Annotated in this window: 9 protein-coding genes; 6 read left to right on the top strand and 3 right to left on the bottom strand. The window is 68.1% G+C overall.

Translation table 11 applies throughout. The features are described from left to right. The first annotated feature begins 27 nt into the window (after positions 1 to 27). Positions 28 to 3,147 (top strand): CusA/CzcA family heavy metal efflux RND transporter, encoded by a 3,120-nt coding sequence (locus RUU78_RS20820; RefSeq protein ID WP_313919595.1) that lies wholly within the window; start codon positions 28 to 30, stop codon positions 3,145 to 3,147. A 55-nt stretch (positions 3,148 to 3,202) separates the two neighbouring features. Here RUU78_RS20820 and RUU78_RS20815 read toward each other — a convergent pair whose 3' ends face one another. The 3 genes from RUU78_RS20815 to RUU78_RS20805 are packed head-to-tail and all read right to left on the bottom strand — an operon-like array spanning position 3,203 to position 5,549. Beyond that, the gene (locus RUU78_RS20815; RefSeq protein ID WP_313919594.1) at positions 3,203 to 3,946 is read right to left on the bottom strand and encodes a LytTR family DNA-binding domain-containing protein; all 744 of its coding nucleotides are present in this window, start codon (positions 3,944 to 3,946) and stop codon (positions 3,203 to 3,205) included. Next, positions 3,943 to 4,989 (bottom strand): histidine kinase, encoded by a 1,047-nt coding sequence (locus tag RUU78_RS20810; RefSeq protein WP_313919614.1) that lies wholly within the window; start codon positions 4,987 to 4,989, stop codon positions 3,943 to 3,945. Before RUU78_RS20810 ends, RUU78_RS20815 begins: the two co-directional genes overlap by 4 nt. Before the next feature lie 5 nt (positions 4,990 to 4,994). Continuing rightward, a complete protein-coding gene (locus tag RUU78_RS20805; RefSeq protein ID WP_313919593.1) occupies positions 4,995 to 5,549 on the bottom strand; it encodes a hypothetical protein in 555 nt (184 codons plus the stop codon). 175 nt (positions 5,550 to 5,724) lie between these two features. Between RUU78_RS20805 and RUU78_RS20800 the strand changes: the two genes are divergently transcribed. The 5 genes from RUU78_RS20800 to RUU78_RS20780 all read left to right on the top strand — a co-directional run bounded on the left by RUU78_RS20800 (position 5,725) and on the right by RUU78_RS20780 (position 12,053). Next, positions 5,725 to 6,450 carry an ABC transporter ATP-binding protein gene (locus RUU78_RS20800; RefSeq protein ID WP_313919592.1) on the top strand — a complete coding sequence of 242 codons (726 nt, stop codon included), beginning with the start codon at positions 5,725 to 5,727 and terminating at the stop codon, positions 6,448 to 6,450. Then, positions 6,443 to 8,821, top strand: a complete 2,379-nt coding sequence (locus tag RUU78_RS20795) for an FtsX-like permease family protein (RefSeq protein WP_313919591.1) — start codon at positions 6,443 to 6,445, stop codon at positions 8,819 to 8,821. Before RUU78_RS20800 ends, RUU78_RS20795 begins: the two co-directional genes overlap by 8 nt. 201 nt (positions 8,822 to 9,022) lie before the next feature. After that, a complete protein-coding gene (locus tag RUU78_RS20790; RefSeq protein WP_313919590.1) occupies positions 9,023 to 9,418 on the top strand; it encodes a hypothetical protein in 396 nt (131 codons plus the stop codon). Between the two features lie 89 nt (positions 9,419 to 9,507). Continuing rightward, positions 9,508 to 10,812 (top strand): TolC family protein, encoded by a 1,305-nt coding sequence (locus tag RUU78_RS20785; protein WP_313919589.1) that lies wholly within the window; start codon positions 9,508 to 9,510, stop codon positions 10,810 to 10,812. Positions 10,813 to 10,853: 41 nt separating this feature from the next. Further along, positions 10,854 to 12,053: an efflux RND transporter periplasmic adaptor subunit gene (locus tag RUU78_RS20780; protein ID WP_313919613.1), complete on the top strand. Its 1,200-nt coding sequence runs from the start codon at positions 10,854 to 10,856 to the stop codon at positions 12,051 to 12,053. Positions 12,054 to 12,093: the final 40 nt, after the last annotated feature.

Genomic DNA, 12,093 nt, shown 5'->3' with positions numbered 1-12,093 from the left:
CAGCGATGCCACGTGGGAGCTGCGCGCATGATCGAATCCATCCTGCGCGCGGCGATCGCACGTCGCGGCCTGGTCATGCTGCTGATGCTCGGCCTGATGGGGCTAGGTCTGTATCACTGGCAGCACCTGACCATCGACGCGGTGCCGGACATCACCAATGTCCAGGTGCAGATCAATACCCAGGCCGACGGCTATACGCCGCTCGAAGTCGAGCAGCGCATCACCGTGCCGATCGAGACCGCGATCACGGGCCTGCCGCACCTGAGCTATCGCCGTTCGCTGTCGCGCTACGGCCTGTCGCAGGTCACGGTCGTGTTCGATGACGGTACCGATGTGCATTTCGCGCGCAACCTCGTCAACGAGCGCTTGCAGCAGGTGCGCAGCCGCTTGCCGGACGGCATCGAGCCCGCGCTCGGGCCGATCGCGACCGGCCTCGGCGAGATCTTTCTCTACAGCGTGGAAGCCGATGCGTCGGCGCGGCAGCCCGACGGCACGCCCTGGGATCCGATCGCGCTGCGCAGCCTGCAGGACTGGGTGATCCGGCCGCAGCTGCTGCAGGTGCGCGGCGTCACCGAGATCAACAGCATCGGCGGCTGGGCGCGGCAATACCACGTCATGCCCGATCCGGCGCGGCTGCTCGCCTATGGCCTGACGTTCGACCACGTCGCTCTGGCGATCGAACGCAACAACGCGAACCAGGGGGCCGGCTACATCGAGCGCAACAAGGAACAGTTGCTGGTCCGCGTGCCGGGGCAGGTACGCACGGTCGACGATCTCGCGCGCATCGTCGTCGCGACACGCGACGGCGTGCCGATCACCGTGGCCAGTGTCGCCGACGTCGGCATCGGCAAGGAATTGCGTACCGGCGCGGCCACGCGCGACGGCGAGGAAACCGTGCTCGGCACGGCGATCATGCTGATCGGCGCCAACAGCCGCGACGTCGCCGCCGCGGTGGCGCGGCAACTGGCCGTCGTCAACGACGGCCTGCCGCCCGGCGTGCGCGCCGTGCCGGTCTATGACCGCACCACGCTCGTGGACAAGGCGATGGCGACGGTGCGGAAAAACCTGCTCGAAGGCGCGCTGCTCGTCGTCGTCGTGCTGTTCGCGCTGCTGGGCAACCTGCGCGCGGCGCTGCTGACGGCTCTGGTCATCCCGATCGCGATGCTCATGACGATCTCGGGCATGGTCGAGACCGGCGTGTCCGCCAACCTCATGAGCCTCGGCGCGCTCGACTTCGGCCTCATCGTCGATGGTGCCGTGATCATTGTGGAAAACTGCATGAGGCGACTGTCCGAGGCCGGCCGCGAGGATGCGCCCTTGGCGCTGCCGCAGCGCCTGCAGCTGGTCTACGAGGCGACGGCCGAAGTCATCCGGCCCAGCCTGTTCGGCATCGGCATCATTACCGCCGTCTATTTGCCGATCTTTGCGTTGCAGGGCGTGGAAGGGAAGATGTTCCACCCGATGGCGCAGACCGTGGTCATGGCCCTGGTCGCGGCGCTGTTCCTGTCGCTGACCCTGATTCCCGCCGGCGTCGCGCTACTGTTCCGCAGGCCGCTCAAGGCGCACGACAACGTCGTGCTCAGCGCCGTGCGCCGCGTCTACGCGCCGGCGCTGCGCGTGGCGTTGCGCGCGCGGGTGATCGTCGTTGCCGCGGCCGCGGTGCTGGTCGTGCTCTGTGGCCTGCTGGCGACGCGCCTGGGCACGGAGTTCGTGCCCGCGCTCGACGAAGGTGACCTCTCCATACAGGCCCTGCGCATTCCGGCCACGGGCCTGACCCAGTCCGTCGAATTCCAGAAACAGATGGAACGGCGGCTGCTGCAGTTTCCGGAAGTGCAGACGAGCTTCGCGCGCATCGGTACTGCCGAAGTGGCGACGGATCCGATGCCGCAAAACATCGCCGACGGCTACGTCATGCTCAAGCCGCGCGAGCAGTGGCCGGATCCGGGCAAGTCGAAAGACGCGCTGTCGCGCGAGATCCAGGACGCGCTGGAACAACTGCCTGGCAGCGCCTACGAGATGAGCCAGCCGATCCAGCTGCGCTTCAACGAACTCGTTGCGGGCGTGCGCTCCGACTTCGCGGTCAAGGTCTACGGCGACGATCTCGGCCAGCTACTGGTCATCGGCAACGCGATTGCCGCCACGCTGAACGGTATTGACGGTAGCGCTGACGTACGTGTCGAGCAGGTCGCCGGCCTGCCGGTGCTCTCGGTGGAGCCGCGGCGCGAGGCGCTCGCGCGTGCTGGCATCGCGCTGGCCGACGTACAGTCCGTCGTGTCGGCCGCGATCGGCGGCCGCGAGGTCGGCCAGGTCTTCGACGGTGACGCGCGCTACGCGATACAGCTACGTTTGCCCGAGGCCAGCCGCGCCGATCTGCGCGTGATCGAACGCCTGCCGATTCCGCTGCCTACTGGCGGCTACCTACCGCTGTCGGAAGTGGCGAGCCTCGTGATCGCGCCGGGTCCGAACCAGGTCAGTCGCGAGAACGGCAAGCGCCGTCTGGTGGTTACTGCCAACGTACGTGGTCGCGACCTCGGCGGTTTCGTCGCCGATGCGCAGCAGCAGATCCGCAGCCGCGTGAAACTGCCGACCGGCGTTTGGCTCGGCTACGGCGGCACGTTCGAGCAACTGCAGTCGGCGAGCCAGCGCCTGACCATCGTGGTGCCGGTGACGCTGGCGCTGATCCTCGTCCTGCTCGTGCTCGCGTTCGGCTCGCTGCGCGATGCGCTGGTGATCTTCAGCGGCGTGCCGCTCGCGCTGACCGGCGGCGTGCTCGCGCTGTGGCTGCGCGATATCCCGCTGTCGATCTCCGCCGGGGTCGGTTTCATCGCCCTGTCGGGCGTGGCCGTGCTCAATGGCCTGGTCCTCGTGAGCTTCATCCGCGGTCTGCTGCGCGACGGACGCGATCTCGATGACGCCATCATCGACGGCGCGCTCACGCGCCTGCGCCCGGTCCTCATGACCGCGCTCGTCGCGAGCCTCGGCTTCGTGCCGATGGCGCTCAACACCGGCACCGGCGCCGAAGTGCAGCGGCCACTCGCGACCGTGGTCATCGGCGGCATCGTCTCGTCGACGCTGCTGACCTTGCTTGTGCTGCCGGGATTGTTCCGGATGGCGCAGCGGGGGAGGCGAGGCAAGACAGCCGGTTAAGGACTGCAGCGTGCAAGACGGCCTGCTCCGACCGGGCGGTCTTGCTGCCGCCGCGTCACTTCACCAGCCCCCTGAGCTCGCGCGCTTTCGCGCGGCTCACCGGCACGACCGTCCTGTCCCGCAGTTCCGCCCGCACCTGGCCCGTTGCGTCGCGGCGAAACGCGACGACATGATCGAGATTCACCAGGTGCGCGCGATGCAATCGCATGAAGCGCTGCGGGTCCAGCCGTTCCTCGAGCTGGTTAAGCGACAGTTGCAGCAGATGCGGCTCGCCGCCGGCGTGAGCGGCGGTGTAGTCGCCGACGGCTTCGAAGCGGCCGATCTCGCTGATTGCCAGCGGCGCGATCGCGCGGCCCGTGCGCACGAACAGCCGCGTCATCGGTGAGCGGCTCAGCGCTTCGCAGAGGCGATCCAGTGAGGTGCGCGGCTCGCCCAACGCGGCACGCACGCGATCGAGCGCCGCGCCCAGGCGCGCTTCGCCGAACGGCTTCAGCAGATAGTCCAGGGCACCGAGTTCGAATGCCGCGACCGCATGCTGCGCGTACGCCGTCGTGAATATGACGTGCGGCCGGTGGCGCACCTGCCGCAGCACGTCCGTGCCGATCACTCCCGGCATCTGGATGTCGAGCAGCACAAGTTCGGGTTTCAGCGCGTCGATCCCGGCGACGGCATCGACGCCGTTCGCCGCTTCGCCGACGACCCGTATCCAGTCGACTTCGGCGAGCATGCGCAACAGTCCCGCTCGCGCGATGGCTTCGTCGTCGGCGATGAACGCCGTGACAGGGACGATGCCGTTCATGGCGGCGCCGACCGTTCCGGTGCCTGCCCGTCCGACAGCAGCGGCAGGGTCAGCGTCACGGCGAATCCGGCATCGGGCGTGCTGTCGACGCCGACCCGCGCGCGTTCGCCGAACGTCCACTGCAACCGCTCACGCAGGCGTCGCAGGCCCGTGCTGCCGGTGCGCGCAATCTCGTCGCGGCTCGCTCCCACGCCGTCGTCGCCCACGGCGACGGTCAGCAGATCGCCGTTGACGGTCGCGCGAATCGTGATGGTCGTAGTGCCGAGCTTCGGCGCGGCGCCGTGCCGTACGGCGTTCTCGATCAGCGTCTGCAGCGCGAACGACGGGACCAGCGCCGGCAATGCGGCCTCGTCCACGAGCGTTTCGACGCGCAGGCGTTCGCCGAAGCGGACCCGCTCGATCGCAAGATAGCGTTCGACGAACGCGAGTTCTTCGACGAGCGGCACGAGGTCGCGGTCTTCCTCGATCACGGTGCGCAGTACGCCGGCGAGTTGTTCCGCTGCCTGCGACGCCGCACGCGGCGCCGTCGGAATCAGCTGCACGATCGTGTGCAGCGTATTGAACAGGAAATGCGGGTGCAGTTGCGCGCGAAGCTGTGCGAGCTGCACGCGCGCGGCGTGTGCTTCGGCCAGCGCGGTGCGCTGCGCCGCGCTGTTCGCATAGGCGACACCGGCCACGACCAGATACAGCCACACGCCGGTCATCAGGAACGCGACGATGCCGGGTCCTTCGCGCAGCACGACGTGCCGCGACACGATGTAGTCGACCGCGATGACCAGACTGAGCCAGAGGCACGCATAGACCGCGGCGGCGAGCATGTGCACGCCGACGAAGCGCAGGCGGAACGGATGCGGCCACGGTGTGCGGCGCGTGAATGCGTAGACGCCGAAGCCCAGCAGCGCGCCGGGCACGATCATGCGGGCCGAGCCGATCATCGCCGCGACGAGGGGCAGGTCGTGCGCGCTGATGATGATGGCCGTGAACACTGCCCACATCGGCAGCCACGCAAGCGCGATCTGCACCCAGACCCAGCCGCGCGGCATCTCGCTCAAGGCGCGACGGCCGCGGTTCGCGTCGCGTCGTAGGCGAACACGCCTTCGTCCCAGGTCGCGCCGTTGTCGTAGGAACGATCCTGCGTGAAGCGGAACGATTCGGCCTTGATCGCGAAATAGCGCGATCGCGTCAGCGTCGTGTCGCTGCCTCGGGTATAGCTGCCGTCCACGTGCATCTCGCCTGCCTCCTGCCGGCCTTGCGCCGAGCCCTGGCGCGCATCATAGGCGTCGGTACTGGTGATGTTCCAACGTGCGCCCGTCGCGTCGTAGACACGCCGCGATCGGCTGGTGCTGCGCGGATTGCCCGAGGCATCGACAACGACGAGTTCGTCCTCCATGCCGTCCGGCTTACGCCGGACTGTCAGCGTTCCAGAGAGCTTCGGCGCGCCGTGGATCAGCGCCGCGAGGCCCGATACTTTTACATGGACGTCGAGGCGCCATGCGCCGAGCAGGAAATCGAATCCGTTTGCGGCCGGGTCTGGCCCGGGCGCCTGCGCGAGCGCGCCGAGCGGCAGCAGGAGTAGGAGAGCGGCGAAGAGTCGACGACGCATGGCAGTGCCCTGTGGCAAGGAAGGCCGCAGCTTGCCAGCTACGGCGCAGCGTCCGGAGCCGCGTCAGCCGGCGTTTCGTCGAATGGTCGAACGGCGCCTGCGAACGGCGCGCCGCGCACGCAGGAGGGGCTTACGCTGCAGCCATCCACTGCCGCACGGCCTGCAACCCATGCCAATGAATACGGACTCCGCGCCAGCGCCATTGATCGTGCTCGATCAGGTCGTCAAGACCTATCCCGGGCCCACCGGTCCCGGCCTCTCCGGTCTATTCCATGCGCTCGCCGGTATCGATCTGGAGATCCGCTGCGGCGAGTTCGTCGCCGTCGTCGGGGCGTCCGGCAGCGGTAAATCGACGCTGCTGAACCTGCTGGGCGGCATCGACCGCGCGAGCGCCGGCCGGATCGTCATCGATGGTCGAGACCTCGGCGCGGCGAGCGAACGTGAACTGACCGTCTGGCGCGGACGCAGCATCGGCATCGTTTTCCAATTCTTCCAATTGCTGCCGACATTGACCGCGCTCGAAAACGTCATGCTGCCGATGGATTTTGCCGGCATCGGTTCTCCGCGCGAGCGCCGGCAGCGTGCGCTGGCCCTGCTCGAACGCCTGCGCATCGCCGACCAGGCGGACAAGTTGCCGGCGTCGCTGTCGGGCGGCCAGCAGCAGCGCGTCGCGGTGGCGCGCGCGCTGGCAAACGATCCGCCGATCCTGCTCGCCGACGAACCGACCGGCAATCTGGACTCGCGCACGGCCGAAGCGCTGCTCGAGGGGTTGTCAGACCTCGTGGACGAGGGTCTGACCATCGTCATGGTCACCCACGAGCCGCGTGCCATGGCGCATGCGTCCAGGGCCATTTCACTCGCGGACGGCCGCATCGTGCCCGAGGCGCGCGCTGATGCGTAGCCCGCGCTGGAGCAAGATGCGACGCGACGCCTCGCTGCACAAGGCACGCACCGCGCTCGTCATCCTGGCAATCGTCATGGGCCTCACTGGCGCCGGCGCGCTGCTCGCCTCGTGGGCATTCGTGCGGCAGGTGACCGCGCAGACCTTCATCGCGAGCCGCCCGGTATCGGCGACCTTGCGCGTCGATCGCATCGACGATGCGCTGCTCGCGCGCATCCGTGACCTGCCTGCCATCGCGGCGGCACGTGCGCGCCGTGTCGCCTTTGCCAGCGTCGATGCGGGTGGCCGCCGTACGCGCGCGCAGTTGTTCGCGCTGTCGGACTGGCATGCGCACGATATCGGCCAGTTGCGTTCGGAGCGGGGCACTTGGCCGCCGCGTGACGGTGAGATCGTGCTGGAACCGTCCTCGCTCGAATTTGCCGGCGCCCAGTTCGGCCAGACCGTGCGCGTGAGTGTCGGTGACAAGGCGCCGGTCGCGCTACCGCTCACCGGCATCACGCGTGACGTGAGCCTGCCACCCGGCTGGATGGATCACGTCGTCTACGCGTTCGTCACGCCGACGACACTCGCGCAGCTCGGCGCACCGGCGACGTTCAACGAGATCCAGTTCGTCGTACGCGACACGGCGCTCAGTCGCGACGCTGTGCGCCGCATCGCCGATCAGGCGCGAGCGCAGATCGAGCAGGCCGGCGGCCGCGTGACGAACATCGCCGTGCCGGAACCGGGCGAGCATGCGCACGCGGCGCAGATGGATTCGTTGTCGCTGACGCAGGGCGCGTTCGCGCTGATGACGCTGCTGGTCTGCGCGCTGCTCGTCGTGAACCTCGTCTCGGCGATGCTCGCGGCGCAGACGCGCGAGATCGGCGTCATGAAGGCGCTCGGCGGTTCGGCGCGGCAGATCGGCGCGCTCTACCTCGGCTTCGCGCTCGCCATCGGCGTCGTCGCGTCGCTGCTCGCATTGCCGGCATCGATCGCGATTGCGCGGCCGTATGCGGCAATGAAACTCGACATGTTGAATTTCCCGGTCGGCGACGCGGCGATTCCCGTATGGCCGCTCGCGGTCCAGTTCGCCGTCGGCTGCCTGCTGCCGGTCTTGGCGGCGGCATTGCCGGTCGTGCGCGCGTGCCGCCTACGCGCCGCCGAGGCGCTGCGTGACGCCGGTATCGCCGCGGAGGGCGGCCATCTTCGACGCCGCATGACATTTCCATGGATAGGCCGGCCGCTGCAGCTGTCGATCGGCAATGCGTTCCGCAAGCGTCAGCGCATGCTGCTGACGGTGCTCGCGCTCGCGGCCGGCGGCGCAGTCTTCCTCGGCGCGGACAGCCTGCGCAGCGGCGTACGCGCCTCGGTCGCGCAGCTGTTCGCCGGCAATCGCTACGACGTGGCCTTGCGCCTGGCCGACAGTGCGGATGCTGCGCGTGTTGAGACGATCGCGTCGGCGGTTTCCGGCGTGACTGGCGTGCAGGCGCTCGTACGCGACACCGCTGCCGTGAGGCGCGGCGACGGTCTCGACGGCGACAGGTTCGCGCTGGTCGGCCTGCCACCCTCCTCGCCGCTGCTCGCGCCGGCCATCCTGCACGGACGCGGCATCGCGGCTGGCGACGGGAATGTGCTGGTCGTCAGCCGTTCGCTGCTCAAGGATGAACCGTCGCTGCGGCTCGGTGCGGATGTCGAACTGCGCCTCGACGACATGCCGGTCAACGATAAGCCGACGCGCTGGCGCGTCGTCGGAATCGCCGACGTCGGTCCGCAGCCGCTGGCCTATGCGCCAGTCGCCGCATTGAACACCGCTCGCGGCGACGAGCGCGCATCGACCGTGCTCGTGACGACCGCGGCGCGCGAGCCTGCGGCCCGGCTCGAAACGATACTGCGCGTGCGCTCGGCGTTCGACGGTGCCGGCATCGCGGTCGGCGGCAGTGAACTGATGAGCGAGACACGCCGCGTGTTCGAGGATCATCTGCTCATGGTCGTGCAGTTCCTCGGCGTGATGGGATGGGCGATGATCGCGATCGGCGGCATAGGGCTCGCCTCGACGATGAGCCTCGGCGTGCTCGAACGCACCCGCGAGATCGGAGTCATGCGCGCCATCGGCGCGTCGGACCGCGCGATCGTGACGCTGGTGCAGGTGGAAGGACTCATCGTCGCCGGCCTCGCATGGATCGTGTCGCTGATCCTGTCGATACCGATAGGTCACCTGCTCGCGAGCGCATTCGGCCGCGTGATGTTCCCGGTGCCGATGCAGACCTTGCCGAACGCGACCGGTGCGCTCGCCTGGGGCGCGATGCTCGTGGTCGTATCGACGCTTGCGTGCACTTGGCCGGCGCGCCGTGCCGTGCGCTTGCCGACGGCGCGGGCGCTGGCTTATGAGTAGGGTGGCCTTGTGTGATGTGCTCCGGGGTTTGCGCGTTTCCTGGCATCCTGTGGTCCGGCTCAGGTGCCTGAGTTCGGGGGCGTGGGTTCATTCGAAATAGCCGGGCCCTTAAGGTTCTGCGGCAGATTCGCGATGAATTGCGCGGCCACTGCAACCCCTCTACCATCAGTGACTATGCTCGTTTCCCGTATGCAGCCGGCAATGACTCGTCCCCAGCGCCGTGCAATGGCACGGCTGCTCGCGTTCTGGTCGCTGCTGGGTTTTCTGCTGCTTGGAACGACCGCCCAGGCCCATGACCACGGGCATCGGCATGTGGGAACGACGCACGCGCAAGCGATCACGAGTCATCCTACCGACGACAGTGTCTCCGGCGAGGCGATGCCGGACGACGAACACGGGCATCACCACAGCGGCGATCCGCTCAAGGATCTGCTGACGCTGGGTCACAATCACGTGGGCGGCACCTGTCCTGGCCTGCCTCCGACGCTGTGGATCCTGGCCGATGCGCCGCACGCGCCGCAACCGGCCGTGCCCTGGCCCGAGCGCACTCTGGGCGACAGCCGGCCTGACACGCCGTTCCGACCTCCGATAGCCTGATTTGCGGACGCATCGGCCGCGTCGGACGCGGCCCCACTCCCGTGCGCGACGTGCGCACGGTCGACGTCTGTTGATCAGAGGATTTCCTCGTGCTCCGTTATTCCTGGATCGGGCTCGCCGTCCTGGCGTGGCCCACGCTTGCTGTTGCGGCAGCCGGCATACCCCTGTCTGCGCCTGTCGTCCTGACGGCCGCAGCGGCGCAACCGCTGACTTTGTCAGACGCCATCGCACGTGCACTTCAAGACAACCCGGCGCTCAAGGCGGCGGCCTTCACCCTGCGCGTACAGGATGCGCGGCGCGACCAAGCCGGACTCAAGCCCGCGTGGCACGGCACACTCGATGCCGAAAACTTCCTCGGGTCTGGCCGCCTTCGAGGCGTCGACGCCCTTGAAACCACGCTACGCCTTGGCACGATCATCGAGCGCGGCGGTAAGCGCGACCGGCGCATCGGCCAGGTCGACGCAGAGACGACATTGCTCGCCATCGACCAGGACGTCGCCCGACTGGATCTTCTTGCCGAAGTGGCGCGCCGCTACATCCACGTCGTGGCCGATCAGGAAGTGTTCGCACTGACGCAGCAGGCGTCAGCACTGGCGACGCGAGGTACGCAACTGGTCGAGCAGCGCGTCCGAGCGGCAAAGGCCGGGGACGCCGAATCCGGCAAGGCGCGCATCGCCCTGGCCCGGGCCGAGATCGCGCATGAACATGCCGAGCATGAACTCAAGAGCGCGAGGGTCGCTCTGGCGGCGACCTGGAACGCGCGCGAGCCGGGATTCGAGCGTGCCGAGGCCGCCTTCTTCGCCTTGCCCGAGCCGGAATCGCTGGACAGCCTGGTCACCGCGCTCGAGCGCAATCCGAACCTGGCCCGATTCGCCTCGGCGCGTCGCGTCGAGGACGCACGCCTGGCGCTCGCGCGCTCGAATCGCATGGCTGACGTGACATTCAATGCTGGCATACGGCGACTGGAAGCCGGCAACGATCAGGGCTTCGTGCTGAGCCTGTCCGTGCCGTTTGGCAGCGCGGCGCGTGCCGCGCCGTTCGAGCATGAGGCGGAATTCCGGCGAGACGCGATCGACGCTGAAGTCGACGCGGTACGGGCCGATCTATACCGCACGCTCTATGCGCTCTATCAAGAGCTCTTGCACGCGCGCACTCAAGCCGATGCGCTACGCACGCGCGTCATACCGGAAGCCGAACGCACGCTACAGCACGCCGAGGCGGGCTATGCGCTCGGTCGCTATTCCTATCTGGAACTGGTGGATGCGCAGCAGCAGTTGCTGACCGTCCGGCGCGAGGCGATCGATGCCGCACGCGACTACCACCTGTTCTTCGTCGAACTCGAACGACTGGCCGGGCGCAGTCTGGGCGCGGCTGCCGCGGAGACTGCCCGATGATCAAGATGTTCCGTTCAGCCGCGGCGCGTCTCGCCCAGATGATGTTTCTTGCTCTGACACTGCTGCCGATTGCAGCGACCCTGGCCGAATCCGAGGCGCCCGCACAGGAGGCCTTCGAGCGCGGTCCTCACCGTGGCCGAATGCTGCGTGACGGCGATTTCGCCATCGAGGTCACTATCTTCGAGAGCGGCGTGCCGCCGCAGTTCCGGCTTTACGCGTACCGGGGCGACAAACCGCTGCCACCCGCCGAAGTGCAGGCGACGGTGGAGCTGATGCGCTTGGGCGGCCAGGTTGACCGCTTTACGTTTTCGCCCGAAGCCGACCATCTGACCGGGAGCGGCACGGTCCATGAGCCACACTCGTTCGACGTCAAGGTCGCGGCGACGCACGTCGGCAGGTCGCATCAATGGACCTACGATTCCTACGAGGGCCGCACAACGATCCCGGCGGCAGTCGCGGATGCGTCGGGCGTCAAGACCGATGTTGCCGGGCCTGCCACGATCCGCCATGAAGTCCGCCTTCTCGGCGTGGTGGCGGTCGACGAGAACCGCCGGGCGCGCGTCAAGGCGCGTTTCGCGGGACTTGTGCGCGAGGTGCGAGTTGGCCTCGGCGACACAGTGACGGCGGGCCAGACGCTGGCGACCGTCGAAAGCAACGAGAGCCTCAAGAGTTACGCCCTTACGGCGCCGATCGCCGGCGTCGTGACGGCGCGTAGCACGAATGTGGGTGACGTCGCTGGCGACGCCGCGCTGTTCGAGATCACGGATCTGAGCCAGGTCTGGATCGACCTGCATGCATTCGGCGGCAGTGCCGCCCGGCTACAACCGGGACAACCCGTGGCCCTACGCGCGGCCTTCGGCGAGCTTTCTGCCGAGGCGACGCTCGACCGCGTGCTGCCGATTGCCGCCGCCGGGAGCCAGAGCGTGATTGCGCGCGTGCGCCTGCCGAATGCGGACAACCGCTGGCGGCCGGGCCTGGCGGTCAGTGCAGATGTCGTCGTCGCGACACGCGAGGTGCCGCTGGCCGTGAAGGTCGCGGGACTTCAGCGTTTCCGCGATTTCACGGTTGTCTTCGCGCAGGTTGGCGACACCTACGAGGTGCGCATGCTCGAACTGGGTGCGCGCGACCCCGACGCGGTCGAAGTGCTCGAAGGTATCGCTGCGGGCACGCGCTACGTGACCGAGCAGAGCTTCCTCATCAAGGCCGACGTCGAAAAATCCGGCGCGAGCCACGACCACTGAGGACGCGACCATGCTCGAATCTCTGATCCGCGCGTCCATC

This window comes from Tahibacter sp., from assembly GCF_032229445.1.
GTDB lineage: Bacteria > Pseudomonadota > Gammaproteobacteria > Xanthomonadales > Rhodanobacteraceae > Tahibacter.
This window is presented reverse-complemented; position numbering and strand designations above follow the sequence as displayed.